This window comes from Halobacillus sp. SY10, from assembly GCF_045401165.1.
GTDB classification, from domain to species: Bacteria; Bacillota; Bacilli; order Bacillales; family Halobacillaceae; genus Halobacillus; species Halobacillus aidingensis.
The window spans coordinates 735,041-759,501 of sequence record NZ_CP174345.1 but is presented as its reverse complement, the minus strand read 5'-3'; the positions used below and the strand labels follow the sequence as shown (position 1 = coordinate 759,501).

24 protein-coding genes are annotated in these 24,461 nt (G+C 45.1%); 6 read left to right on the top strand and 18 right to left on the bottom strand.

The features are described 5' to 3' along the window. Positions 1 to 67: 67 nt before the first annotated feature. Together ACJA3J_RS03850 and ACJA3J_RS03845 are read right to left on the bottom strand one after the other, a co-directional pair. Positions 68 to 2,263: a Z1 domain-containing protein gene (locus ACJA3J_RS03850; RefSeq protein WP_406945583.1), complete on the bottom strand. Its 2,196-nt coding sequence runs from the start codon at positions 2,261 to 2,263 to the stop codon at positions 68 to 70. A gap of 88 nt (positions 2,264 to 2,351) precedes the next feature. Beyond that, on the bottom strand, positions 2,352 to 2,789 hold the full coding sequence (locus ACJA3J_RS03845; RefSeq protein WP_406945582.1) for a YkvA family protein: 438 nt from the start codon (positions 2,787 to 2,789) through the stop codon (positions 2,352 to 2,354). A gap of 268 nt (positions 2,790 to 3,057) precedes the next feature. Between ACJA3J_RS03845 and ACJA3J_RS03840 the strand changes: the two genes are divergently transcribed. Together ACJA3J_RS03840 and ACJA3J_RS03835 are read left to right on the top strand one after the other, a co-directional pair. Further along, on the top strand, positions 3,058 to 4,317 hold the full coding sequence (locus ACJA3J_RS03840) for an acetyl-CoA carboxylase biotin carboxylase subunit family protein (RefSeq protein WP_406945581.1): 1,260 nt from the start codon (positions 3,058 to 3,060) through the stop codon (positions 4,315 to 4,317). Positions 4,318 to 4,346: 29 nt separating this feature from the next. Further along, a complete protein-coding gene (locus tag ACJA3J_RS03835) occupies positions 4,347 to 6,308 on the top strand; it encodes a hypothetical protein (RefSeq protein WP_406945580.1) in 1,962 nt (653 codons plus the stop codon). A gap of 300 nt (positions 6,309 to 6,608) precedes the next feature. On the opposite strand, the gene ACJA3J_RS03830 is transcribed toward ACJA3J_RS03835, so the two are convergent. The 3 genes from ACJA3J_RS03830 to eis all read right to left on the bottom strand — a co-directional run bounded on the left by ACJA3J_RS03830 (position 6,609) and on the right by eis (position 8,562). Beyond that, positions 6,609 to 6,806: a cold-shock protein gene (locus ACJA3J_RS03830; RefSeq protein ID WP_089651440.1), complete on the bottom strand. Its 198-nt coding sequence runs from the start codon at positions 6,804 to 6,806 to the stop codon at positions 6,609 to 6,611. 172 nt (positions 6,807 to 6,978) lie between these two features. After that, the gene (locus ACJA3J_RS03825) at positions 6,979 to 7,299 is read right to left on the bottom strand and encodes a hypothetical protein (protein WP_406945579.1); all 321 of its coding nucleotides are present in this window, start codon (positions 7,297 to 7,299) and stop codon (positions 6,979 to 6,981) included. A 51-nt stretch (positions 7,300 to 7,350) separates the two neighbouring features. Then, entirely contained in the window at positions 7,351 to 8,562 is a 1,212-nt protein-coding gene (eis, locus tag ACJA3J_RS03820) for an enhanced intracellular survival protein Eis (RefSeq protein WP_406945578.1), read from the bottom strand. Positions 8,563 to 8,698: 136 nt separating this feature from the next. Between eis and ACJA3J_RS03815 the strand changes: the two genes are divergently transcribed. Further along, positions 8,699 to 9,661, top strand: a complete 963-nt coding sequence (locus tag ACJA3J_RS03815; protein ID WP_406945577.1) for a GGDEF domain-containing protein — start codon at positions 8,699 to 8,701, stop codon at positions 9,659 to 9,661. 15 nt (positions 9,662 to 9,676) lie between these two features. On the opposite strand, the gene ACJA3J_RS03810 is transcribed toward ACJA3J_RS03815, so the two are convergent. Next, the gene (locus ACJA3J_RS03810; RefSeq protein ID WP_406945576.1) at positions 9,677 to 10,540 is read right to left on the bottom strand and encodes a pirin family protein; all 864 of its coding nucleotides are present in this window, start codon (positions 10,538 to 10,540) and stop codon (positions 9,677 to 9,679) included. Between the two features lie 48 nt (positions 10,541 to 10,588). Next, on the bottom strand, positions 10,589 to 11,017 hold the full coding sequence (locus ACJA3J_RS03805) for a MarR family winged helix-turn-helix transcriptional regulator (RefSeq protein ID WP_089651445.1): 429 nt from the start codon (positions 11,015 to 11,017) through the stop codon (positions 10,589 to 10,591). A 144-nt stretch (positions 11,018 to 11,161) separates the two neighbouring features. Here ACJA3J_RS03805 and ACJA3J_RS03800 point away from each other — a divergent pair, with 144 nt between their 5' ends. After that, on the top strand, positions 11,162 to 11,596 hold the full coding sequence (locus ACJA3J_RS03800) for a hypothetical protein (RefSeq protein ID WP_406945575.1): 435 nt from the start codon (positions 11,162 to 11,164) through the stop codon (positions 11,594 to 11,596). Between the two features lie 180 nt (positions 11,597 to 11,776). On the opposite strand, the gene ACJA3J_RS03795 is transcribed toward ACJA3J_RS03800, so the two are convergent. The 7 genes from ACJA3J_RS03795 to ACJA3J_RS03765 all read right to left on the bottom strand — a co-directional run bounded on the left by ACJA3J_RS03795 (position 11,777) and on the right by ACJA3J_RS03765 (position 20,922). Next, the gene (locus tag ACJA3J_RS03795; RefSeq protein WP_406945574.1) at positions 11,777 to 13,222 is read right to left on the bottom strand and encodes a protein adenylyltransferase SelO; all 1,446 of its coding nucleotides are present in this window, start codon (positions 13,220 to 13,222) and stop codon (positions 11,777 to 11,779) included. Between the two features lie 118 nt (positions 13,223 to 13,340). Beyond that, positions 13,341 to 14,189 carry an amidohydrolase family protein gene (locus ACJA3J_RS03790; protein ID WP_406945573.1) on the bottom strand — a complete coding sequence of 283 codons (849 nt, stop codon included), beginning with the start codon at positions 14,187 to 14,189 and terminating at the stop codon, positions 13,341 to 13,343. 1 nt (position 14,190) lies between these two features. Next, entirely contained in the window at positions 14,191 to 17,268 is a 3,078-nt protein-coding gene (locus ACJA3J_RS03785; protein WP_406945572.1) for a GNAT family N-acetyltransferase, read from the bottom strand. Positions 17,269 to 17,493: 225 nt separating this feature from the next. Further along, positions 17,494 to 18,231 (bottom strand): amino acid ABC transporter ATP-binding protein, encoded by a 738-nt coding sequence (locus ACJA3J_RS03780; protein ID WP_406945571.1) that lies wholly within the window; start codon positions 18,229 to 18,231, stop codon positions 17,494 to 17,496. 12 nt (positions 18,232 to 18,243) lie between these two features. Continuing rightward, positions 18,244 to 18,942, bottom strand: a complete 699-nt coding sequence (locus ACJA3J_RS03775) for an amino acid ABC transporter permease (protein WP_089651450.1) — start codon at positions 18,940 to 18,942, stop codon at positions 18,244 to 18,246. Next, on the bottom strand, positions 18,929 to 19,756 hold the full coding sequence (locus ACJA3J_RS03770; RefSeq protein ID WP_406945570.1) for an amino acid ABC transporter substrate-binding protein: 828 nt from the start codon (positions 19,754 to 19,756) through the stop codon (positions 18,929 to 18,931). Before ACJA3J_RS03770 ends, ACJA3J_RS03775 begins: the two co-directional genes overlap by 14 nt. Positions 19,757 to 19,935: 179 nt before the next feature. Then, positions 19,936 to 20,922: a DUF3231 family protein gene (locus ACJA3J_RS03765; RefSeq protein WP_406945569.1), complete on the bottom strand. Its 987-nt coding sequence runs from the start codon at positions 20,920 to 20,922 to the stop codon at positions 19,936 to 19,938. Positions 20,923 to 21,091: 169 nt separating this feature from the next. On the opposite strand from ACJA3J_RS03765, the gene ACJA3J_RS03760 reads away from it, so the two are divergent. Next, positions 21,092 to 21,265 (top strand): hypothetical protein, encoded by a 174-nt coding sequence (locus tag ACJA3J_RS03760; RefSeq protein WP_160916167.1) that lies wholly within the window; start codon positions 21,092 to 21,094, stop codon positions 21,263 to 21,265. Positions 21,266 to 21,399: 134 nt separating this feature from the next. On the opposite strand, the gene ACJA3J_RS03755 is transcribed toward ACJA3J_RS03760, so the two are convergent. Further along, on the bottom strand, positions 21,400 to 21,543 hold the full coding sequence (locus tag ACJA3J_RS03755) for a hypothetical protein (RefSeq protein ID WP_167356013.1): 144 nt from the start codon (positions 21,541 to 21,543) through the stop codon (positions 21,400 to 21,402). A 43-nt stretch (positions 21,544 to 21,586) separates the two neighbouring features. After that, entirely contained in the window at positions 21,587 to 22,051 is a 465-nt protein-coding gene (locus tag ACJA3J_RS03750; protein ID WP_089651453.1) for a divergent PAP2 family protein, read from the bottom strand. Positions 22,052 to 22,197: 146 nt separating this feature from the next. Between ACJA3J_RS03750 and ACJA3J_RS03745 the strand changes: the two genes are divergently transcribed. Then, positions 22,198 to 22,977 carry a DUF5995 family protein gene (locus tag ACJA3J_RS03745; RefSeq protein ID WP_406945568.1) on the top strand — a complete coding sequence of 260 codons (780 nt, stop codon included), beginning with the start codon at positions 22,198 to 22,200 and terminating at the stop codon, positions 22,975 to 22,977. Positions 22,978 to 23,025: 48 nt separating this feature from the next. Here ACJA3J_RS03745 and ACJA3J_RS03740 read toward each other — a convergent pair whose 3' ends face one another. Together ACJA3J_RS03740 and ACJA3J_RS03735 are read right to left on the bottom strand one after the other, a co-directional pair. Beyond that, the gene (locus ACJA3J_RS03740) at positions 23,026 to 23,454 is read right to left on the bottom strand and encodes a cell wall hydrolase (RefSeq protein ID WP_089651455.1); all 429 of its coding nucleotides are present in this window, start codon (positions 23,452 to 23,454) and stop codon (positions 23,026 to 23,028) included. A gap of 72 nt (positions 23,455 to 23,526) precedes the next feature. Further along, a complete protein-coding gene (locus ACJA3J_RS03735; protein ID WP_089651456.1) occupies positions 23,527 to 24,222 on the bottom strand; it encodes a phosphatase PAP2 family protein in 696 nt (231 codons plus the stop codon). Positions 24,223 to 24,461 lie beyond the last annotated feature (239 nt).

Here is a 24,461-nt window from a genome sequence, read left to right as displayed (position 1 = left end):
ACATCAACCCGTATGAATCCAATAGAAAAAAAGCCTGACCAATCGGCCCATTGGTCAGGCTTCTTTCCTATTCTTGAATGGTCTTATTTGCGTACACCGTGGGAGTTGTCTCTGCCTGCGCAACGAGGACAGGCCACCAAAATGGCGCCCCGCGCCAACCATGTTCTTTTTTTCCTTCCTGACGAAGCATGATTAATGCCGGGTATTGTTGAGCAACTTTCCTTGCCACTGTCAGTTCCCCAGTTCCTTTACCTGGGGTATCAGGAGAGTTTTCGAACTTTCCATCCTGTTTGAAGCGACTGATCTGCCTGTTCGTTTTTGTAAGCAGCCAGACAAAAGCATCTTCCTGTGCCTCAGAACTCAAGTAATCAAGGATTCCTTCATATTCATCGAGATGAAAATCACGGCCTGTTTCCATTTCAAGCGTCTCATGGACGAGACGGAGTATTTCCTTAGCACTCGTTACTGGAATAAGATAGGCACCCTCTTTGGTGGCAAGAGCACTGTTTATAGCTTTTTTGACAAGCTGATCGATCTTGCGTATCGTCTTTTCGATATGCGTTTTATACCCTGTTTGGAAACCGACAGGCAGCATCCGCTTGTGTGGTTTAATCATCGTAAGGCTTGATAAGAGAATTTTGTTAGGGTTACAAGGCATAATCGTATCATTGAGAGCTCTTTGAATAAAAACAACGCCTTTATAGTGCCCGCCGCGTTCGAAGGCGTTCCTCAGTTCTCTGTCGAACTCATGGATCCGTTTCATGACGCTGTAGATCTTTTGTGTCGTGTAAAAACGGGTCACGGCAAGATCAGCAGCGGGTCTTGCTCCATACATACGGGAGTGTTGTAAAACCGTATCCTGCTGAAAGGATTTCGGGTTCCTTCCATAGAAAAAGCCGATCAGATTGTGAATCGTTACTCCCCGGTCAAGGATTTGCCCGCCAATAAAAATGTTCATTGGAGCTCGAAGCTTCAACTCCCCCTTATGATCAAGCAGCTCGGTGACGTCTTTTTCCGAATTGACGACACTACTGACGATATATTCTTCATCCAAAGAATGACGGACTTCTTCATACACATCTTCAAAAGAAGGAGCCGGGGTCTTTTTCAATGTCTTCACCGAACGGATAAGGTCATCATAAGAGTCACGCACCAGTTTATGGAACTCCTCCGAATCCGAACGGGCAGCCTCAATAAGTAACGTTTCAAACCCCTGGATTAATTCCGCCTGCCAGGCATGCGCATTTTTCCCACGTTCGGTGTGGATGATAAAGGAATACTTTTGTTCCCTCCGCCCTTTCATCCGTTGCTGAAAACGACGGATGCTCGAGCCTACTATAAAGTTCACAACCGCCTTCCGGATGTTCGTAATATTTTTCTGACTCAACAACCGGTCCATTTTCACACGGCGGCCATCCATCTTCTTCATAACCTCAAGCTCTTTTTCCTCCACTTCATGATAAAGGTAAGAAGCAAGGTGACCATCCTTCTCACTTTTGTCAAAATAGACATCGCCACCGATATAACGGTCGTGAACAGGCACAAGCTCTGTGAACGCCGGGCGGATCGGTTCGAACACTTTCCCTTCATGGACCTTCATTTCTTCCGGCTGTAAATAGAGGGAATAAGGGGTCGCGGTTACTTGTAAAAAGGCTGGGCGGTCGAGCGTTTTTCTAAGGTTATTGATTTTTGATGCAATCACCCGCATCTGTTTGACGTTTTGTTCCCGCTTGTATTCATATGCGACACTTGCGAAGTCGGCTTCATCATCAATGAAAAGCACACGTTTAGTTTGAAGGGATGGATATTTTTCCATCACCGCTTGTTGAAGACGGTCGAGATTGTGCGTCTCCTTTTTCACGATCAGTGCCAGTTTTTGAGATAATTCATACTTTCGGAGATTATCAGGCATGTTCATAATATCAAAAACCTGCAGGGCATCCTGTTCGATTGCCCCTTCGAACTCTTCGTGAAGGCGGGCATACGTCTGTTTGACGAGCGCATTCGTCCCTTTCGTCAAAAGGATCACCATATCAAAACCATGATCATAGGCGAGACCCATCACCCCGATGAATGTGCGCGTCTTTCCCGATTGAATTTTGCCAAGCAGCATCCCCGGGCGGTGCTCGGTCGTGTCTGTATCTTGAAGTTTCGCCATCGTCCGCAGCATACACTCTCGAACAGGCTGTTTATATTGATTCTTTTTATTTAAATACTTGAAAAAGGCTCCATCCGTTTTCAAGTGTTGGAATGTTGCTGTCATTGTATCTTCTCCCTTTTACAAAACACGCTTATTATACATGATTGTGGAACATGAAAAAAGCAAGGAAACCTGGAAAAGGTCTCCTTGCTTACTTTTCTTTTTCCACAGGGTCTTCTAACTCTTCGAGATCCACTTGACCATCAAAAAGTTTGAGGAGTCTTGCTTTCGCCTGTTCTTTCACATGTTCATCAATATGGGAAATCACTTGATAGACAGCATAAATGATGACCGCACTATCATCCGTAAAACCAACGACCGGAATGAAGTCCGGGATCACATCCACGGGGAGAATCAAATACCCTAATGCCCCCGCAATCGTCAATTTTGCCTTCTTCGGAGTATCAGGGCTTTTGAAGGCATAATACAACAGCAAACTATAATAGACGATTTTCGTCCCGATTCGACTGCTGTACGTACGAAGCTTTTCTCCATACTCTTTCTCTGAAAAATAAGCACGTCCCCGTTCCACCGCTTTGCGAGGGTCCAGGTTTTTCAAACGGTCCTGATAGGTCTTTTGTTTTGTCATAGGCACCTTCCTTTTTTCAGTACTATACTTTTGACGAAAATCACTTATTCTAAACTCATTTAATCTATGATTCGTTTTATTTCCTGGGAAATCGACGCTCTGGAAGGTAACCCTCGGCATCCTCCGGTTATGTTCATTGTAGAAGAAACACTAGTTTTGTCGAATGCGCGAATAAAGCTTACAGTTTTTGGCCTACTCTGATACTTTAAGAGTAACAGTGTCAAAGTTTCCTATACTTATATTTTCACTGACAAAGGAGAGGTTCGAAATGGATCTAGATCAACTTGAATTGAATGCGACTGTAGATGAGACGGTTAAAACAAAACCGTATTATACGGCTTTAGTCGGCTGGAGTGTGCAGGCTATAGAGGCTGCAGCTCGCATGAACCGTCCATTCGTCGTTGTCGGACCTGCAGATTTTGAAACGTATGCAGCAAAGCACGAGATTCCGTTTGTAGGATGGGACTTTAATAAGCTCAATGAAAGCTCTGATCACCTGTATAAGCAGTTGAAGGACATGGGTGTCGAACTTGCTGTTCCTTTATATGAAGAATGTGTGGAATGGGCTGGTGCTCTAAACGCTCGTTTCCGTGAAGATCCTCGCGTATTCAACCGTTCTTTATTGCTTCGCGACAAAGGGATGATGAAGCGGAAAGCTCAAATTTCCGGCATCAAAGTCGGCGTTTTTGAAGAGGCCCACGAGAAGGATGACGTCCAGCGTTTCTTGAAACGCGTCAACCAAGCTTTGTTGAAACTAGAAGGAGACCACCTCGATCCGATTCACGTCAAACCCTTGGATAAGGCAGGCTCTGTCGGTCATTTGGCGATCTATAACAATGAAGATATTGAACGAATTCAGGATACGGATTTCCCACTATTGATGGAAAGTCACCTTGACGGACAGGAATTCTCGTGTGAAGCGTTCATCCATAAAGGTAAAGTGCGCTTCCTCAATATTACGGAATATGTGAAGCTTGGCTATTCCAACTTCGTTCCGGCTTCCCCAAGCTTAGAGGAAAAGCGCCCACTGATTGAACGTGCGGTTCAACAACTGGTCGACGCTTTCGAAATCGAGTACGGCGTCATCCACCCCGAATACTTTATCACCCAGGATGGAACGCTTCACTTTGGAGAAGTGGCTGCCCGCGTACCTGGAGGTCATATTTTCGAGTTGATTGAGCGCGCTTATGGATTCAGCGCCTATGAAGCCCAAATCCTTTGCAGTGATCCGAATACAACAGAAGAAGAAATCCGCGAATTTTTCCCTGATCCTTATGATTATCAAAACTACGCCGGGTGCCTAATGGTTCACCCGAACGTGGATTATGTGGAAGATTTGAAGATTCCTGAAGAGCTTGAAGACCACCCGTACTTTGAGAAGCACGATATGTTTACCCCTCCTCAAGGAAAAGTAGCCGAACGCGTCGGCTTCGGAAACCATTATGGAACGATCTTTTTCTATGGCCGTGACAGTGAAGAAATGACCGATTTGCTGAAGACATACGAGCAATACAATTTCTACGTATAAGCGCAAGCGATAGAGAAAGGAGAGGTTTTATGCCTCAAACGACGAGTGCCCTTGTCGAACGTTTCATCTATGCTTTAGACGAATTAAATAAAGCTCCATCCTTCGCCAAATCAAAGTACCAGACCGATGTCTATCAGGAGGCGAATCGCCTCATTGAAGCAGAGGATGGCTTTGAAAATTTATATCAACATGCTGGCCGATTAGAAGAAGCGGGTGTATTTCAAGATGGGCCATGGGAAGCAGCGGAAAAACTCCAGCCTCCCCTTGTAGCAGGTTCTTTGAAAGCGAAGGGGCTGCCTATGATCATCGAAGTCCTCAGCGAACTGCGTATGCTCGCCTTAGCTAAAGGACAAGCAACAAACCCTAATGTTTCGCCTAAAATGGCTGAAGAGTTTTTGAATGAAGTGATGGTCCTGAACCTGAATCTGCTGTTCCCGGATGCCAGTGAAAGTTCCAGGATCGAAAAGCATGAGAATGATGAAAAAGCAGGAAGACTGTTTCAATTCCTATCTACTCATCTTTCCTCAAGCGCTCTGATCCAAACGCTCATTAATGAAATCAAACGTCTCACAGCCCAACGCCCGATCATGGTGAAGCGAATTGTATCCATGATCAAAATGGCGAAGGAAATGCTGGATCAAGATTCGGATGAGCAAGGGAAGACAGAACTGAAACAATTTATCGCAGCCATTGAAGGACCTTCTAAACTGAGTGCTCAGTTCAATGACGTCCATGCGTACCGTTCACAATTGAAAACACTCACACGTACAGACCTTATTTCTGAAAGTGTCGCACTCGCTCAATCCATGCGTGAAACGGGACTTGTCGCTCCACATCATGCTACATTGATTCGATTTTTGAGTAAAAGAAACCCTGCGCTTCTCGCTTATGCGTTGAACTTAAACAGCAAAGGCAGCGCAAACCTCGAGGAGAATCGTGAACTTGTCATCCAGCTGATCCGGGCTTCGATCTTCCCGGCGACACGCCAGGCGATTTACGGCCTGTCGATGTTACTTGAGCGCGGGGTGCTGTCCCACTCCCCTGTTGCGCCAGGATTAAGGCGTCTGGTGGAGCTTGATATCCGTCCGGATGTACGTAATGCTCTGTATTCGACAACGAATACAGGCGAAGGGGTCACAGCAAACAGCATCCTCGTCGCGGGCACGATTCAAGTGCTCGGTCAGCCGCTCGGCGTTGGTCAAGGGTTCAACCCGACCTGTCAAGCAGCCCGTGGCATCAGCTTATGGGCCCAGCACGCCCCAGGCTTCTTGCTGGAAATCATTCCACGAGCTGCGCGTGATGGCGATTTGGACTTCACATTCGAAGGAACACCGATTCATTCCAAAGAGCTAACAGGCGGACTTGCTCCGGACCTTGATAAAGAGCTCGATCCTGTATCCCTAGTCCTCGTGCCACACCTGGACAAGATCTACAGTGAAATGATGACACGTGTTGCTTTACGAGGAGAAGACGGACACCGCTGGGTCAACCCGGCTTTTTATGGGAACTGGGTGCAGAAAGGATTCAGCTCCGTGTTCGATCCGATCACCGGATACGTGCTGGATTATCCTGGATTCGTCAAACTTTTCTACGCCACACATCATACGGAATACAATGATGATTATGAATTGATCTATCCAAACCCTGTCGGCATTTTTATTACGAACGTGCACGGCAAACTGCTCGGTCTCCACGCCGTTTCGATTACGAGAATCGCGAAAGACCCGAGTGGCGAGGAGAGAATTTACTTTTATAACCCGAACAATGACGGCTCTCAAAACTGGGGACAGAATATTGAACCAAGCGTCATCGGAAATGGCGAAATGGAAGGCGAAAGCTCCTTACCATTCCATGAATTTGTTTCAAGGTTATACGCTTTTCACTACAACCCTTACGAGCAGGGGGATGCTTACGCAGTGGAAAATTCCATCGTCGATGGCATCCGTCAGCTTGCTCAGGAAAGCTGGGGGAAAGATTATACGTGGGTGTAAAATTAGAAAGAAGCCAGACTCTTTACGAGAGTCTGGCTTTGTTTTGTTCATTGAGGTATGGCGGGGAAAGGTTTATTAGTAGCCTGTGCTCTTTTATTAGCAACTTCAGGTAATATATTAGCAGCCTCTGTTTTTTCAGTCGCTTTTAACCTTTTATCGGTCACTTTTCTAGATTTATCAGTGGGTTTAGCATATTTATCAGTGACTTTTACACTTTTATCAGTGACTTCCCGAAATATATCCGTATTTCACTAATATAAAAAAAGACTTCCGAACGAGTCGGAAGTCTTTTTGTCTTACTTATTTTTGAACGTTAGCCGCTTGTGGGCCACGGTCGCCTTCAACGATTTCGAAAGAAACTTGTTCGTTCTCTTCTAGAGTTTTGAATCCTTCGCCTTGAATAGCAGAGAAGTGTACGAATACGTCGTCTTGACCTTCTACTTCAATAAATCCGAAACCTTTTTCTGCGTTGAACCATTTAACTGTACCTTGTAACATGTTGTTACCTCCTGCGTGGATGACGATCCACATTGTATTACTATAATTGCTCTGCCTATTCATTCAAGACGAAAGTCACTTTCACGTTCCTTTAGCTTTCATTCCTAACCGAACAAGAATAATTAACTTTATTATATACCCATATCCAAGCCGCGTCAACCATCGCACAAAATTATTTTTCATCCAATAGCAGAACGGTTTTTTTCCCAAAATACACGCGCAGCAGCTGCTCAAGCTTCACTCCGGGATATTTAACCTGCAATTTCTCTTCAAAATTCTTTAAAGAAAGTTTTCTTTGTAACTCCAAAGCGTACACACTCGTATCCATAAAGTCAGCAAGAGCAACGAGCTCTTCATGTGAAAGCGGAGCGGTGTAAATGGTTCCTGCCGTCTCCCCTATTCTTTCATACCGTACCCGAAAAGCCTCAAGAACTTTTGCAAAAGGGCCCCTTTCAAAATGCTTCACGGCTACGAATACATTTTTCTTTCTCATCGTTCCATCTCCCCACACCTTGATCTACATGTTATATAGGTATGGTTTCTGTTAGAAAAATGTCCAGCATTTCGGCTGTTCCGGATGTTGAAAAAGGTCCACGGCACGTCCCTCGCTGACAGCTGCACCACTTCTCAACAAACTCGAAAGTGATACACAGCCCATCATCAGAGAAGAGAAATTGGCGATATCAATTTCAATGGTCACTTCGGCCTCTTCACCTGTTGGCTGCGGCTTTCCATTCGTAAACTGCCAGACCGATTCGTGCGTTTCATTCAAAAAAGAGTCTTTCACTTTCCAGCCAACCCTAACCGTATCCGTTCCGAAGCAGACCTCTCCTATTTTTTCAAGAAATGCAGGAATATCCAATATGCGATACATCAATCCCCGGCCTTCTTCACTGACTTTATGATAAATCGAAAAGATGAGTTGTTCATCAACATGGACGGGGTCATTCAGTGAATAAGCAAATTCCTGGTCAAACGTCGGGAAATAGATGGAGCGCACCTGATCTTTTTGATTATGTAGATATCGAATAAGCGAGCGATAGGCTTTTGTAGACGTGTGGAAGAAACTTTTCACATGCAAATCGTTTTGTAAAAAGTGGCCGCCCTCTTTGAATTCAAGCGTCACGTACCCTGTCAGCTTGCCCTCTTCCCTCACCCCGAATGTGTGAAGCTCTTCTTTTTCGAGGAAAGCGAAGCCGTACGTAGGAATAGCCGTGGCCCCATGATTGTCTTCTGCCCATGTGTCATAACAGGCTTTCACTTCATCTTGATCATCGGCATTCAACACTTCGACCTTCTCACCTTCATAGTAAGTTGGAAGCTGCGAGGGATGAAAATGGTAGGTCGACAACCGCGGTCCTAATCCAAATCCCATTCGCTTATAAAACGAAGGCTGGAACGGGTACAAGTGGGCGATGATTTGTCCTTTATCTCTAGCTTCTGCTAGGAATTGCTGAATGATCCGCTTCGCATGCCCTTGTTTTTTGTATGGAAGATCGACCGCTACGGTCCCAATTCCACCAGCTTTCACTTGCTGCCCATATACATTCATAACGTGGTCATAAGCGATATATCCACCAACAAGCTGTTCTTTTTCATAAAGACCGATCGTGTGAATGTCATCCTTCTGAGCCATTTTTCGCCTGTGTTCCGTGTACCTTTCCTGCTCTTCTCGAGTATTTAATTTCATCCCTGGGTAACAGCGTCGCGATAAGTCTGTAAATGCTGTGAAATCTTCTACTTTTTTAAAATCCATTCCATTTCCTCCTTCATAAACAATTCTGTACATCAAGTCTAGCATTTACCAAATATTTCATCTATTCTATTATATAGAACCTGTCCTTAAGTCCGAGGACATAAGAATCACAAAACCTTTTAGGCAGGTGATGAAAATGGAAGGCTCTATCCCATGGACGAAGTTAAACCATACATACGCTCAAGCTTTACACACGATTATCCCAAAGGTTATCGAAGATCATTTGCTGGATATGAGTCATATAAAAGAATTCAGAAGTTATGTAGAACACTATCCTGACTATTCCAGCCACTTATCCCAAACACTGCACAGGTCCTGCGACGCCCTCTTCCTACCAGAAAAAGAGTATGAAAGGTATATAGAGAAAGACTATGAAGAAGGGGTCGACGTAGGGATTGCTTTTGCTAAACGCAACTACTTCACGATTGATCTGATGCTCCACCTGACTCATAGTACTCGAATGTGCAGCATACAAAGAGTCCTAAAAGCGATCAAAGATGTGGAAACGATTATCGATTCCTCGCCAATTATTGAGCGCTTTTTTGACATTACGAATAAGAGGCAGAATTCGTTTTTTAAAGGGTACATAAATGAGCAAAACAAAAAGCTGAAGCATCAAAGCATAAGAGATCCACTAACATCATTGTATAACCGTAGGTATTTTTACCCGTATGTAAAAGAAGAACTGGTAAGGGCTCAGAAAGAAGGCTTTCCTATCACTCTGGTCCTTGTTGACTTTAATAACTTTAAAGAGATCAATGATCGTCGAGGTCATCAAGAAGGTGATCGTGTGTTGAAAAGATTCGCCAGATGTCTTTCTAACATCCACGAAGGTTTTGACGGCGCTTTCCGATTCGGAGGGGATGAATTTGTCCTTGTCCTGTCTGGGTGCAGTGAAGATACCGCAGAAAAATTAGCCCAGAACCTTAATGAAACGATTAAGCAGATCGAAAAAGGCGCATCCATTTCCTATGGCTTGATCCAACTTCCAGCTGACTCTTTTATTGAAGGTTTAAATTTAGATATGTATCTCAATCTGGCTGACAAGCGAATGTATGAAAATAAACAGTACACCAAAAAAATAAAGACTCCTGAATAAACAGGAGTCTTTTTATCATACAGCAGGAGGGCCGAATTTTCCTTTGCGGAAGTCGTCATATGCCTGTTTGATTTCTTCCATTGAATTCATGACGAATGGTCCGTGCGGGACAATTTCTTCCCTAATCGGTGCCCCAGAATAGACAAGCACCTTCGTTCGGCGCTTCTTGGAGACAAGCTTTAACTCGCTGGTTCCTTCCCCTTTTTCATTAAAAGAAAGTGTACCGACCCCATGCTTTTTCAAATTCACATTATTTTCACCTGCTACAACATCACCTGCGAGGACGTATAGGAATGCATTGTGGTTTTCAGGTAAATCAAGGGTGAATGATGCGCCTTCTGATAGGGTGATTTCGCTGAGCGTAATGGGAACAATGGAGTTCAGTGGTCCTTCCACTCCGGCCACATTCCCAGAAAACACTTTCACCTCTCCCCCGTCAAAAGGAACGACAGGAGCTTCTTCTCCATATACATTTTGGTAAATGGTCTCGGAGTTCTTCTTGTCTTTAGGAAGGTTCAACCATAGCTGGAGGGTATGCGCGACATCATCTTCCACTCCGTCTTCCGCATGCCTTGCCGCCCAGCCTGCATTCATGTACTGCACGTCACCAGGCTCAAGAATATCGCGGCCGCCTGCATTATCAATGTGTTCCAAACGTCCATCGACGACATACGTGACGGTCTGGAATCCACGGTGCGGGTGATCCGGAAATGTTCCTTTTTTGAACCAATCCTCGGCCATCAGGATGAATGGATCGAAATCGCGCCACCTATCCGCGGGCAAGACCCATCCTTTTTGAATCGCAGGAAATCCCATCTCTTGATATTCCACATACCAGTGATCTTTCACTTCTCTTTGAAAGTTTGCCACGTCAACCATCCTTTCAATTAGTTGCTACATCTACTATCTGATTAAAAATAGGGCTCCTCACCCTTCAATATTGTTTTGCATTTTCGTAAGGAGCCGATCCAATTCTTGCAGTTCTTCTTTTGAAATCCCTTCCGTCACAGCGTCATTGAAGGCTTCTGCGACAGGTACGACTTGTTCTTTCAACTCCCGTCCTTCTTCCGTCAAATAAAGTTCCAAAGAACGTCTGTCTTCTGTACAAAAGTTCCGCTTGATGAACCCTTTTTTCTCAAGGTTCGAAGCCATCCGGGCAATGTTCGTCTTATCTTTTTTCAAATGATGAGCAAGCTGATTTTGCGTCATGCCGTCCTTTTCCCAAAGCAACATCATAATCAAGTTCTGCTCGGGGGCAAGGTTGTAAGGCTGCAGCTGTGCTTTCACATAGCTCGTCAACTTTAAATCCGTTTGGTGAAGCTTGATGCTAATATAATCTTGAAAACTTAAATTCATATGCAATCTCCCTAAATAGTTGCTATACATACTATTATAATCAGACCAAAGTCCTCTGTCAAAAGCTCTGACCATAGATTACCAGAACATAACTGCTGGAGCTATGCTAAACTTTTAGAGAATAAACGAAAGGAAGTCACAGTTATGGAAATCACCCCCTATACGTCTGCAGGACCACTAAGGATCAACATGAGGAAAGAAGAAGTTAGAGAAGTCATGAATGAACCACCTATCGAGTTCGTTCGTGATGAAGATGAACCAACTTCCGACCACTTCGTGAAGTCTGGGATATTCGCCTATTACAAAGAAGATGAAGAAACAAACAACGCATATAAATTTACAGCTCCCGCCGAGGTCACCTGCAAAGGGACTTCATTCCTAAATATGAGGGAGAGGAAAGCGAAGAAACTCTTTAAGAAGCTTGATCCGGATTTTGTCGACTTTGAGGAAACTTTTATTTCCCTTGAGCACGGGATAAGTTTGTTCTTCATGGATCATAAGGTCGAAACCGTCCTCGTCTTTGAACGAAACTACTATGATGATCTGTTTGAAGAACTAAAAAAGTTGGATGAGATATAATGGGCCAGGGCTGAACCCTGGCCGTTTTGTTGTTCGGTCATTGTTAAACATTCGAGTTATTTTGTCATTCGGTCGAGTTAAGGCACTTTGATTTCGCGTTAAGGCACTTTTAACTTGGGTTAAGGAGCTTTCCACTTGAGTTAGGGCGCTTTTTACCTTTTCAGCTATGACGCAATTCGCTCAAGTCCCGCAGAATGTCCGGTAAGGTTGGTCAGATGGTTCAGGTAATTCTGCATAGGCTTCCTGCTCTTCAGAGTAAGCGTAAGGATCCGCCAAAACAGAAAGCAGTTGTTTCACAACACTGAAATCTCCCTCTTCCACCGCGGCTTCAAGTGCTTCTTCCACCCGGTGGTTACGCGGAATAATGGAAGGATTGGATTTTTTCATTAATTCGTGGACATCCGCTTCACTGCTCTCCTGACGCTCCAAACGCGCCTGCCACTGCTTGTACCAGTTGGTAAACGCCGGCTTTCCATAGAGGACTGTTTCATTTGGCCGGCCGAGAGTTAGTGCACGGAAGGTGTTGGTATAATCCGCTTCATTCTTCTCCATAATCTCCAATAAATCTTCAATTAAAGGTTGGTCCTGAGCTTCCTCTGTCACCATTCCCAATTTTGCCCGCATCCCGTTGAGCCAATAAGTGTGATAGTACTTTTCATACTTGGCATGCGCTTCCTGGGCCATTTCCACAGCCTTCTCCTGATTTTCATGGAATAGCGGTATAAGAGTTTCTGCAAAACGAGCCAGATTCCAGGCTCCAATCGGGGGTTGGTTCATATAGGCGTAGCGGCCCTGGCGATCAATCGAACTGAAAACAGTTTTTGGATTATAGGTGTCCATAAACGCACACGGACCGTAGTCGATCGTTTCTCCACTGATGGTCATATTATCTGTATTCATCACGCCGTGAATAAACCCGATGAGCTGCCACTGTGCAATCAGGGACGCCTGCCTTTCAATCACTTTTTCGAAAAAGGACAAGTAAGGCTGCTCTGAATCAAGAATTTCAGGGTCATGGTGCTTGATTGCATAATCGGCTAGGGCCTTCAGCTGGTCGTGGTCCTGGAGACCGGCCGCATATTGGAATGTCCCGATACGTAAATGACTGGATGCGACTCGGGTCAGTACAGCACCAGGAAGAAGATCTTCCCTCTGCACATACTCCCCTGTCGTCACAATAGCGAGACTACGGTTTGTCGGGATCCCTAATCCATGCATCGCTTCACTAATGATGTATTCCCGTAGCATTGGACCGAGCGTCGCCCGTCCGTCACCCCCACGGGAAAAAGGCGTACGTCCAGATCCTTTCAACTGGATATCGAAGCGATCATCCTCAGGCGTCACCTGTTCGCCAAGCAATACCGCTCTTCCGTCGCCCAGCATCGTAAATTGACCAAACTGGTGGCCGGCATAAGCTTGCGCGATCGGTTCCGCTCCTTCCGGTACTGCATTACCTCCAAAAACAGCGGGATCCGGTTCTGTATTTAAGCCCAGCTTTTCTGCGAGCGCCTCATTATAGAGAACGAGTTCAGGCTTCTCGACTTCAGAAGGGCTCGTTTTTGTATAAAAAGAATCCGGGAGCTTTGTATAACTCTGCTTCAGATTCCATCCTTTTTGTAAATTCATAAAAATCTCCTTTATCGCTTCAGTCGTTGCCTCTACCATATCATAAGTGTTCCCCCGTTTTCTTTCACTTAGGCATGGATAACTGGAAAGCCCGCCCCTCGATCCGGGGCGGGCTTTCTCACATTAGCTTTTCAATTCTAGGAAAAACACGGCAGCCATTCTCATAAAACACATCTTCCACATGCTTCGATGGGATAAAAGCACCGATAAATTCTGCGTAATCCTTGATCGGAACGAGCGGCCAATCAGAACCGAAAAGCAACTTCTCGTAGTGATCACAATAGGTCAACGCATGGCGGACATGGTCGAAATGATTATCTACAAGCCTGGCATCCAGTTCTTTTTTCGTTCCAACGAGCCAGCCGGATAAATCGGCAAACATGTTCCGGTTTTTATAAACGACTTCCGCTCCTGTCAGTACCCAAGGATCCCCAAGATGAGCCATGACAAAGTTGACGTCCCTCCTCGCTACTGCAACTTCATCTAATGTTAGCGGATGAGAATACTTTAATAATCCTCGTTCTGAATACGTATCTCCTGTATGAAAAACAACAGGCACCTCGTACGCAGCCGCAAGGTCATACACAGGCTGATAGATGTCATCATAGGCGTAAAACGGATAGTAGCCGAGATAAATTTTAATACCAACGGTCTCGGGTTCTTGAAGCTCCGTTTCTAATCGGTCCAGTGCGTCCTGATCCAAGCAGAAAGGATTAATCCCCGGACACACCCCCAATCCAGGTGGCAAAGTCTCAGCCAAATCAAGCCCCATGGGGGTCTGCACTTGGCGGTCCGGAAAGCCTTCCTTCCCTTCAGTCACGCCCATCCCAATGGCAAAAGCAATATCACCATCTTTCATCTCTTTGCGAAGTCCTTCTTTTGTATAAACGACACGGGATAAGTCCTTTCCCGTGTCTTTAAAACTTTGGATGCTGGAAAAATGGATATGGGCATCAATGATTTTCATCTTATATCCCCTTGAAAGAAATCCGGTGGAACGGGTGCTGCTTCCATGGTTCCTCATGTTCACCTATAACAAAAAATGTTGGCCGAACAGCAGCTACCTTTTGTGATGAAGCGGACCACTCGTGAACAGATTCCACGAGGAAAACGTCCTGGTTCATATACATTTCCGCCTGCTTCCGGGTTTGGGAGTGGATCATCATCAGGTGATCCTTTTTTCCATCCGAACCGATGACAACAGATGGGCCGGATTCGAGCTCATACTCCTCCACCCCAGCGTAATACGTATGGAAAACCCCTTCCGTCGGGATTCGAGCATAGCATGAGGATAAGTTTTCATCCGGTTTCAAAAAGGCTTCCAGCGCTATTTTCTCAGCAGCAAAAGTACGAGGAGCTCCCTGCTCGATTGCTGCATAAACGGCTACGACCGGCACTTCAGGTAATGTCAGGGCATATTGTTTCAAGGTTACACCTTTCATCTTTTCATGTTCATGGAAGGTTGTAGCCATACAAATTCCCGTCCAATGATTGCCGTTCTGATCTTCCTTCGACACGGATTCCACTTTCGTTTCTTCTTTCATCATCGAAAAAGGACTCACACCATCCATGACATAGCGCAGTCCTCCACCCCATGGGTTCCACCAGCTTCTCGGACCTGCTTCTGGATACTGGTGATGAAGGAACTCGCGCCCTTGATGACAGAGGGAGTAGATCCCAGGAAAATAAGAAGGCGAGGCTGTAAACGTCAATACACCGTTATCGACCGTCCAGCGATCTTCTGCTTGGCTGACATTCACCTTTTGATCTCCCTGGACGAGCTGACAAGTCATGAAATCAGCGTTTCTCCCTTCAGAACGGAAGGTGCCAGTTAAAGTAGTGAAACCAGGACGCTCGTGGACGATCGGCACATCAATGGCGGTCACACCATCCTCACGCTTCACTTCTTTCCTATACGAATTTGCGTCATTTTCGATCGTCAACGTTCCATACACATGCGGAGTCAGTAAAGACCGGAACGAATGCGTCACTTCATCCCCTGTTTTTGAGACAAACCCTTCTTTCGGTACCATCTCAAACACAGGCTTATCCGGAAGTGGATCCACCTCCCCTAAGACCATTTCACGCCAGTCGGACCAATGAGTGGTAACATTCACACCAATCTGGATCGGTCCGCGACAGATCTTTTGTCCTGAAGGAAGCTGGTCGAGGGGGTACTCAAAAGCGAAGCGCCAGTCATCTTTCCTCCCCGTTGCTTCTTTCGGCCACGCGATCCCGAACGTATCGCCAGCACGGTTTGTCGTATAAAGCCATCGTTCTGAAAGATCTTTATCACGCAAGTATTCCGTGTAAGGGATCAACGCTTCCGTACCAATCACCACGCCGTCTTTTTCAGGGAGAGCGAGTGCTTTATATTTTGGAAAAACTGGCTGCAGCAAATGAAGATTTTTGTAATCATTACCCCCGTTATTGATTAGCTCCTGATGGATCTCAACAAGCCCGTCGCCATAGATTTTGTAATAACTGTTCAACACAATCCCCGGGAAGGCCTCAGACTCAAGGGAGGTTTTCACTACAAAAGCTTCCGCCAGCTCAATATACTCGACCGACGTCGCCATCTTTTTCGAAAATTCCTCCCTGAACGGATGGCCAAGCTTTGGAGTCATAAGAAGAAGAGGCTCTTCTTTCGATCTGACCGACCCTACAGACACCATATGATTTCTTTTCTCGATACGCACATAATAAGGACCATTGTAGCCATACCATTCCGTATCGGTATCTCCACCAAATTTCCCACCGAATCCCGGAAAAGCAAGCGCGATCTTTGTACGGAAGGAAAAAGCACGGCCATCCTCTGTACGTCCATCGACTTCCACTTCCTCATTCAAAAATCCATTCATCAACAATTCAACAGAAACCGGAATGGTGGCGCGCCCTTTGCCTTCCACCTCGACCTCCACCGATGATTCACACCACTCGACTACTTTTTGGTGAGGGCACTTGATCGTCCATACTGTTTTTTCTTCCATACGGCTTTCCACATCCAAATAAAGCGTGCCCTTTTGCCGCGGGCGCCAATATTTTTGAACCGTACGGACATCCACCTTCCCTGCTTGGAGAGGAAAAACACCCGTTCTCAATGGAAGGCGTTTGCCATTGATCGTGATATCCGCTCCGATGACAGGGTGGGTTTTCCATGGGCTTGGCTCTTGGTCCGGTACTTGAACTTGGACGCTGGATGAAGTACTCCATTCGGACTCTACCATTGTCTCTTCATTCAAATCTTCGTTTACAAGTGATGAGGAATTTCCAGACAATGATACTTTGAGACCCTCGCTCGTAAAATTCTCTACCCGATAGATTACAGGGTAATCTTTGTTTTCCAAAAGTTTAAAATCAGGCACTTCCATCTCTACCCGCCAGTCATTCGTTTCAATGAAAGAGATGCCACGCCCAGTACGTTCGAACTGAACCCGCACAAACTCGTCTCCTGCTTCCCAGCGATATTCATAAAAAGTGAAACCTTTTTCTTTCCTTCCATCAGGCTTGATTTCAATCGGCCTCACACTTGTCGAGTACCAATCATGCTTATCAAAAAAAGGTCTCAACGCTTCAATTTGAAGCACCTGTGGCATGAAGTTCATCAGATGAGTCGCATCATCCCGATCCTCCCAGAAAAAGCCGCACTTTTTATAAAGCGGCACCGCCTTCGTATTTCCCGGCCATGTAAAAAGATCAAGACGCGGCCAACCATATTCGACCGTTTGATCTATGGCTTGAAGCAGCAATTTTTTTCCGATCTTCAACCCCTGATATCCTGGATGCACATTCAAAAGCGGAATATAAAGAGCTCCTGTATCTTCCTTATACTCCGAAAGTCCACAATAACCGACAACTTCCTCGTCAACTACAGCAAGAAACAAATGAAGATTCGTAGATTCCGCTTCCTTTTCCACGACGTCCTCTGCCGTCGTGACAACCGCATCACCGCCCCAGTTATCACGGCTCTCATTCCACATTTTCGCTACCCCTGCTGCATACTTTTCTTCATACTCTACAATGCTCACACGCTCTATTGTCTTCATAGCATTTCCTCCAACGTATGTAATGGAAAATACTTGCTCACTCACAGTTTATGAGTTTATGACTAGGAAGTAAAGAATATTCAAACAAATCTATATCGCGCAACGACCTAACGCTGGGTAATACCGCCCTAACTCAAGGGAATAGCGACCTAACGCTGAAAATTAACGTCCTATCAAGATACATGAAAATTCCTCAAAAAAAAAGCCAGGCAGAATCGCCTGACTTTACTTTCGTATCCGATTCAAAAACTGCTGGGTACGCGGTTCTTTCGTATGTTGGAAAATCTGTTCAGGAGTCCCCTCTTCGACAACTTTTCCCTGATCCATGAAAATGACCCGGTCGGCCACTTCTTCCGCAAAGCTCATTTCATGGGTAACAACGACCATCGTCATCCCTTCTTCCGCAAGTTCTTTCATGACATCAAGGACATCACCGACGAGCTCAGGGTCAAGAGCTGAAGTGGGTTCATCGAACAAAATGACTTCCACTCCTGTCGCGAGAGCACGGGCAATGCCGACGCGCTGTTGCTGTCCTCCTGAGAGTTGATGAGGATAAGCGTCAAGCTTCTCACCAAGGCCGACCTTCGTCAAGATATCCTTCGCTCGTTCACATGCTTTCACTTTGGATATCTTTTGGACGGTCACAGGACCTTCCATCACATTTTCCAGTGCGGTGAAATGTGGAAAAAGGTTATGGCTCTGAAAGACCATTCCGGTTTGTTTTCTGAATTCGACGACCTGCTTTTTCTTCAGTGGTTTGGAAAAATCCATCGATTGCTTACCAATGGTAATTTCCCCTTCTTCCGGCGTTTCCAGAATGTTTAATGTGCGGAGCAGCGTTGTTTTCCCAGAACCCGAGGGGCCGATCACAACGACCACTTCCCCGCGCGCGACATCCATATGAATGTTTTTCAGTACGTGCAAATCTCCAAAGTATTTATTGAGGTCTTTGACAGTAATCATAGCAGCAGCCTCCTATTTTGCGACATATTGATCCAGCCTGTTCTCTACACGATCCTGTACGAAGGAAAGACCGATACAAATGATCCAGTAAATCACCGCGGCTTCCGTATAGACAAGCAGAAAATGATAGTTCGTAGCCGCGATTTCCTGTGCTTTACGGAACATTTCCGTGTACGTAATCGTCGATGCCAACGATGTATCTTTAATCAAGCCGATGAAGGAATTCGATAATGGCGGAATCGATACTCTCGTCGCTTGAGGCAGAACGACACGGCGTAACGCCTGCAAGTTCGTCATACCGATCGAGTGAGAGGCTTCCCACTGTCCTTTAGGTATCGACAAAATGGCCGCACGAATAATCTCAGAATTGTAAGCTCCCATATTCAACGAAAAACCGATGATGGCAGAATACAACGGGTTGATCGTCACTCCAACAGACGGGAGCCCGAAAAAGATGATAAACAATTGCACAAGCAAAGGTGTACCGCGAATGATCGACACATAAACGCGTGCTATCCATTGAAGGACTTTCATGTTGGAAAGCCTCATAAGAGCTGTAATCACAGCTAAAACCAAACCGATGGCAAAGGTAATCAGCGTCAGCGGAATTGTATAGTAGAAAGCCCCTTTCACCAAAGGGAGAAAAGAGCTCACAATAATATCGATATACTTTTCCATTTCAGGGTCTGTAAAGATATTACTTAGATACATCTTCACCAAACCACTTCTCGGAAATTTCAAGGTATGTGCCATCGTCCTTCATTTCTTGAAGCGCTTCATTGACTGCTTTCACAAGATCTTCATTACCTTGACGGAAAAGCAGTCCACTTTGAGAAGCATCATCCTGACGTGCAGCGATCTTGACTGGTGCCTCCTCACGGTTGTTCAAATAGTCAAGTACAGACAAACGGTCGTTGACAGTCGCCTCCACACGTTTGGTGGCAAGCAGCTGCATTGATTCATTGAATCCCTCAACACTAGTAATTTCTGCTCCATTTTCACGGGCAATGTCCGCGTAATTACTTGTCATCGATTGGGCAGCATTCACACCTTCCAAATCTTCAAAGCTTCCAATGGATTCGTTATCTTTGTGGGTGACAATGACCGCTGAAGACTGGATGTAAGGATTAGAAAAAGAGTATTCTTCCTGGCGTTCTTCTGTAATTCCAACCTGGTTGGCAACCATATCAAAACGTTCCGCATTGAGACCAGCGAACATGGAATCCCACTTCGTTTCATTAAACACAGGCTTGACTCCAAGACGATCGGCCACTTCCCGTGCAATCTCTACGTCAAAACCAGTCAATTTATCATTTTCATCGTGGAAAGTGTACGGACGATACGTTCCTTCTGTACCGATCACCAATTCTCCACTTTCTTGAATTTGTTCAAGCAAGGTCTGCTCAGACTCGCCAGACTCATTCCCTTCATCTGAAGAAGTCTGATCATTTTCTTCACTGCTCCCGCAAGCAGCGAGAACCACCACTAAAAAACCTATAAATAAAAGCAAAAAGTAATTTTTCATCTCCGGAACCTCCTTAAAACCAAGTAATTTTATATGTTTTATTGCTTTTATGATGTTAAAGGATAAAGGGAGGGTTGTCAACATCGAAATCTTGACATAAAAAAAGGTATGACAATTCATTATTTCTAATTACCCAGACATAAAAAAAACCCGACAAACAAATGTCAGGTTTCATTTCTCTAATGTTTAATGGTTTGTGGCGGCTCCTCCATCCACCCATGCTTAATCATGATCTTAGCTCCCTCATGGGCATACTCAAAAACATCCTTCATAAAAACGGTCAATTTCACAGGTAGGTCATTCCGTAAACTGAAAGCTGTCCCTAGAGAGTTCCCGCCCAGTGAAAAACTACAAAACAAGCTGACACAATACATCATGAGCTTATCTGAAAACGGAGGTATTTTGGAAGTCGTAAAATTCCCTCCTGCTGTTGAGGGAACTGGAAGGTCATTTTGTAAAAACACTTCACTCATTTCCTTGACCACACCCTTAGCTAACTCCCCACCTTTGTGAAAATAATTGCTTATCTCTTGGTGAGTGGCGCTTTGGGCAAATCCAAAAATCATCTGCATCCCCGTTACATTGGATTCGATCGAATGGTGGATATGGGCGATTTCGACTGTGTTCAGCGCCCGTTTTCCTTTTATAGGATTGAACATGCTTATATAATTTGTCCCTTTCGCATGCTCCACCTGCTTTTGCACGGCTACATAAGGAGATTTTGGAAGATAACCTTTGGTCAATAAAAATTGCGTACAATCGTCATAGCATTTTTGAGTAATCTGGGTCAGCTCCTGATACAACAACGTGACATCCGGACGATAAGACATGGATAAATTCAGTGTGTGCATCCCCATGGTAATTTCTTCCACCAAACGCAAGAACATAATGTCAAAACCATTATCGAAAAGCTTCGGGACACCTTTATTCACATCTTCTTTTGTAAAACCGATGGGAACAGGCAAATCTTCCGCCCGATACATGGATTCGATTTTTCCTACATACGGCTGCATAGTTGATCTTAAATTCGTCATAATTTGTTTCGCTTCAGGATCGTCCGCTTTTTCAATGAAATATTCAAGCATCGTAAGAATCATTGTCTTCTGCTGATAAGTCATCCATAAAATTCCGATTTCAGATGAGGATAAACGAGGGCTTTCCGGCATTTTGAACTCCTCCAATTTGGATTGCATTCAGTCATTCACTGCAATATCCGTGCTTTTTCCTTAGTCTTTTCAAACTGGTCTAATTCATTCATGCATAAAGGTAAAAAGTAAGACATAAGGAGAGGATTGTTGGAGAAATTAAGAAGGAACCATAAGGAGGATGATGATTATGAGTAAAAATAGTGAAAGCAGGAAGAAAAACAACCCTAAAGGCAGAGACCGCGGATCTGCTAATCAGAAGCTGCAGGCAGCTCTCGAGGGACGCAACAAAGAAGACGATCATTTATCCGCAGCGTATATGAACAACAATACGGCAGCTGTTGATGTGAACGAAGAACAATAAGAACAAATGCTTAGGACGTTGGAGCTGGATGTCGCTCCACAGGGCAATATGTCCACAGTTACAGCTCAAAATGCTATCACTTCCTAGACCCAAGGAAAAGGCCTGCCCATCAACGGGCAGGCCTTTATTTATCATCACTTTTGGTTTTGTTTACGTGCAAGCATTTCTTTCACCTGATTGTAGGAAAGACCTGATTGTCCATTTCTCCGTTTCACTTCACTCACATTCGTGCCAGAGCTTGCAAACACATCTTTTCCAGGATTGTTCGATATGTTCATTCGAATCACCTCCTGGTCTTACTTTTCGCTCTTTTGGCTTGCTTTATCCTTCGAGCTTTGCAGAAAAATATCCGAGAGCTGCTCCAAGAATAGCCCCGCCAAGCACTTCAATCGGCTGATGACCGAGAAGCTCCTTCAATTCTTTATCACGCTCAACAAATTCAGAGCTCGGAAAATCACCGGAAATCGCGGCAAAGTTATCTTCGAGATCATTGACCAATTGCGCGATTTCACCTGTATGACGCCTGATTCCTTGTGCATCATACATAACGATCACACCGAAGATCGCTGCGAGAGCTGTTTCCGTATGACGTGATCCCTTGTTGGCAGCGATATAAGTCGCAAGCGCCGAAACTCCAGCCGAGTGGGAGCTCGGCATTCCACCTGTTGTCGCTACCTGCTTCACATCCCATTCTCCAGACACCTTTTTATGAGTAATAATTTTTAAGGCTTGTGCAATTCCAATTGCCGATAGGGCTGTAATGACCCCTCGATTCATCTTATCCATTTTTGACCCTCCAGTTCATCAACATCTATATATGTTCATACCCTTTGTGTTTGGTTTTATTCAGAAGAATGTAAGAATCATACGTACTCACTTCCGAGAATAAGGTGCTATAATAGATATAAATGACTACTTGGGAGGGGGGGCCTTTGAGAACGGTACAAAGCTCTGTAGAAGAGTCGCAAACCCTGGACCTTGTCATCCTTCAAATGGAAGAACGTTTGAAAACATTGGAAGAACACAAGGATTTCAACAGCGTCTTTCAACGGGTTTATCTTTTAATGACGAAAGAAATGCAAAAAAGGCTGGCTGCTGACTTCTTTACCGATCCTATTTGGATGGAACGCTTGCTGATCCACTTTGCTGACCGTTATTTCCAAGCCATGGACAATCTCCAATCAGAAAAAGAAAATTCGAGATGCTGGACACTTGCCTTTCGTATGGCCGAACAAAAACAAACGTTTGTTTTGCAGGATGCCCTTCTCGGCATCAATGCCCACATCAACTACGACCTTCCCTTAGCCCTTCACCACATCATTTCAAAAGAAAAAATATGGCCGGACTCCCGTCTTATGCTGCACCGCCGGAAAGATCACGAACGAATCAATGATGTTCTCGCTGAGCTTGTAGACATCGTCCAGGATGAACTTTCCGCTCATTATGCCCGCTTCATTAAATGGATGGACCGACTGCTGCGACGGCACGACGAAAAACTTTCCTCGTTTTTCCTTAGCCACTGCAGGACGAATGTATGGTACAACACCGAACTTCTCCTGAACACGACAAGCCTTGAACAATTCAAGAAAGAGCAACAGCGCATCGACCAGGAAGCGTATCGAATCGGTCTTGAAATCGCCACCTTCCACTCCCGCCGCTTTTCTTTTACGAAGCATTTTGTTCCCTTATCAAGAAAACACAAATGGTTTTAATCAAAAAAGCTGACAGGCTCCTCTTCCGCCTGTCAGCCTTATTCATGATTAAAAGGTATTATAAATTTCATCACATTCGCCCGCCACAGGCTCATAAAAACAGTGAGATTTATATCTTCCAACCTGACTCTGACCGTACCACGTGGGTGGGCAGTCTCCGTCCGGTCTGAAGTACCATAAACTGTACTTCGCCGGCCAGGTCCTATATCCCTTCACGTTTCTCCGTGCCAAACGTTTTTCACTTTCCCGTGCTCTTTGGTAGTACATGCCATGTTGCAAGGCTTCAAATGCTTTCGGTTGATTGATCACCTCTGGCAATGTACTCACCCCTTTAAAATCTGAACAATTCGCTCTTGCGCGATTCACGGTCACAGCCCCTACATGTAACATCCCCTGCTTCCCTTCACCGACAGCCTCCGCTCGCAGCAATCGTGCCAACATGTCAATATGTTTGCTTGGAGCTTTAATAACAGCCATGTGATCGCCCCCTTTTTGCTCGCTCTTTTATATCTATTCATAAAAAGGGTGAGCATGAAAAAAAAGACGGGATTATGACAACCTTTGTCTCCTCCGTTGATGCCATAGCGTCACTTCAAGGGAAGTAAGACAAATGAGAAGCCAGGCTATCCCAAACAAATACCCTGCAACGACGTCTGTAAAGAAATGCACCCCTAAATAAACACGACTGATACCGATAAGCATTGCGATGAGGGACAAAACAATATTGATCCCCCATTTCCACCTTGGTTCAAGTTTACTGATTGCGAAAAGGTAGATGATGAAACCATAAAAAACGAGCGCGCCTGATGCGTGACCACTCGGAAAACTGGATGTCGCGCCGTGATAATCTCCCTTGAACTCAGGTCTGGCGCGACTGGAGAATGACTTTAATCCTGCCGTAAGACCACTGACGCCACCCATAGCCAAAATGAAATAAACACCGACCCATCGACTAAATGGCGAAAAGAACAGCAAATAGACAGCCAGTATAAGTGAAACAATGACCATAAAGATTACGGACCCTGCCTTAGAGATAGCTTTTGCCAGCGGCTCTGCTCCTCCAAAGGAAGTTGCCCGCACTAGATCGAAAGCCTGCTGATCAATGGCGAATTTTTCTTTCTGTAAAATGCTGTGGGTCAAATCAATAAAATAATAAATGCTGATTCCAAGTGAAAGGAATCCAACCAGAATAAGTAATACAGATGTGACGGATAAATCCGAAATTTTCGTTCCAGAAAATAGCATACCTACTTCACCTTCTTTTTCTTTCGTGATAAACCATTCCCCTACCTGGTGTAAATAAACGGCTCACCACTGAATTACTCTAGTTTCCCCCATACTTAGAAGGAATAATATAAGGTGGAGGATTTCAGATATGCACTATGTCACTCCTGTCTTGAGTCGCCGGTGGTGGGATGAAAGAAGAAAAGTGTAAGTCCGCCTTTGAGAGGGCATGAGTCGCGCTTTGGTAAGCTGTATCGCGC

Bases quoted from the DNA above. Each gene is read 5' to 3' on its own strand.
- ACJA3J_RS03850 (WP_406945583.1), bottom strand. From the start codon at position 2,263: ATGACAGCAACATTCCAACACTTGAAAACGGATGGAGCCTTTTTCAAG.
- ACJA3J_RS03845 (WP_406945582.1), bottom strand. From the start codon at position 2,789: ATGACAAAACAAAAGACCTATCAGGACCGTTTGAAAAACCTGGACCCT.
- ACJA3J_RS03840 (WP_406945581.1), top strand. From the start codon at position 3,058: ATGGATCTAGATCAACTTGAATTGAATGCGACTGTAGATGAGACGGTT.
- ACJA3J_RS03835 (WP_406945580.1), top strand. From the start codon at position 4,347: ATGCCTCAAACGACGAGTGCCCTTGTCGAACGTTTCATCTATGCTTTA.
- ACJA3J_RS03830 (WP_089651440.1), bottom strand. From the start codon at position 6,806: ATGTTACAAGGTACAGTTAAATGGTTCAACGCAGAAAAAGGTTTCGGA.
- ACJA3J_RS03825 (WP_406945579.1), bottom strand. From the start codon at position 7,299: ATGAGAAAGAAAAATGTATTCGTAGCCGTGAAGCATTTTGAAAGGGGC.
- eis (WP_406945578.1), bottom strand. From the start codon at position 8,562: ATGGATTTTAAAAAAGTAGAAGATTTCACAGCATTTACAGACTTATCG.
- ACJA3J_RS03815 (WP_406945577.1), top strand. From the start codon at position 8,699: ATGGAAGGCTCTATCCCATGGACGAAGTTAAACCATACATACGCTCAA.
- ACJA3J_RS03810 (WP_406945576.1), bottom strand. From the start codon at position 10,540: ATGGTTGACGTGGCAAACTTTCAAAGAGAAGTGAAAGATCACTGGTAT.
- ACJA3J_RS03805 (WP_089651445.1), bottom strand. From the start codon at position 11,017: ATGAATTTAAGTTTTCAAGATTATATTAGCATCAAGCTTCACCAAACG.
- ACJA3J_RS03800 (WP_406945575.1), top strand. From the start codon at position 11,162: ATGGAAATCACCCCCTATACGTCTGCAGGACCACTAAGGATCAACATG.
- ACJA3J_RS03795 (WP_406945574.1), bottom strand. From the start codon at position 13,222: ATGAATTTACAAAAAGGATGGAATCTGAAGCAGAGTTATACAAAGCTC.
- ACJA3J_RS03790 (WP_406945573.1), bottom strand. From the start codon at position 14,189: ATGAAAATCATTGATGCCCATATCCATTTTTCCAGCATCCAAAGTTTT.
- ACJA3J_RS03785 (WP_406945572.1), bottom strand. From the start codon at position 17,268: ATGAAGACAATAGAGCGTGTGAGCATTGTAGAGTATGAAGAAAAGTAT.
- ACJA3J_RS03780 (WP_406945571.1), bottom strand. From the start codon at position 18,231: ATGATTACTGTCAAAGACCTCAATAAATACTTTGGAGATTTGCACGTA.
- ACJA3J_RS03775 (WP_089651450.1), bottom strand. From the start codon at position 18,942: ATGTATCTAAGTAATATCTTTACAGACCCTGAAATGGAAAAGTATATC.
- ACJA3J_RS03770 (WP_406945570.1), bottom strand. From the start codon at position 19,756: ATGAAAAATTACTTTTTGCTTTTATTTATAGGTTTTTTAGTGGTGGTT.
- ACJA3J_RS03765 (WP_406945569.1), bottom strand. From the start codon at position 20,922: ATGCCGGAAAGCCCTCGTTTATCCTCATCTGAAATCGGAATTTTATGG.
- ACJA3J_RS03760 (WP_160916167.1), top strand. From the start codon at position 21,092: ATGAGTAAAAATAGTGAAAGCAGGAAGAAAAACAACCCTAAAGGCAGA.
- ACJA3J_RS03755 (WP_167356013.1), bottom strand. From the start codon at position 21,543: ATGAACATATCGAACAATCCTGGAAAAGATGTGTTTGCAAGCTCTGGC.
- ACJA3J_RS03750 (WP_089651453.1), bottom strand. From the start codon at position 22,051: ATGGATAAGATGAATCGAGGGGTCATTACAGCCCTATCGGCAATTGGA.
- ACJA3J_RS03740 (WP_089651455.1), bottom strand. From the start codon at position 23,454: ATGGCTGTTATTAAAGCTCCAAGCAAACATATTGACATGTTGGCACGA.
- ACJA3J_RS03735 (WP_089651456.1), bottom strand. From the start codon at position 24,222: ATGCTATTTTCTGGAACGAAAATTTCGGATTTATCCGTCACATCTGTA.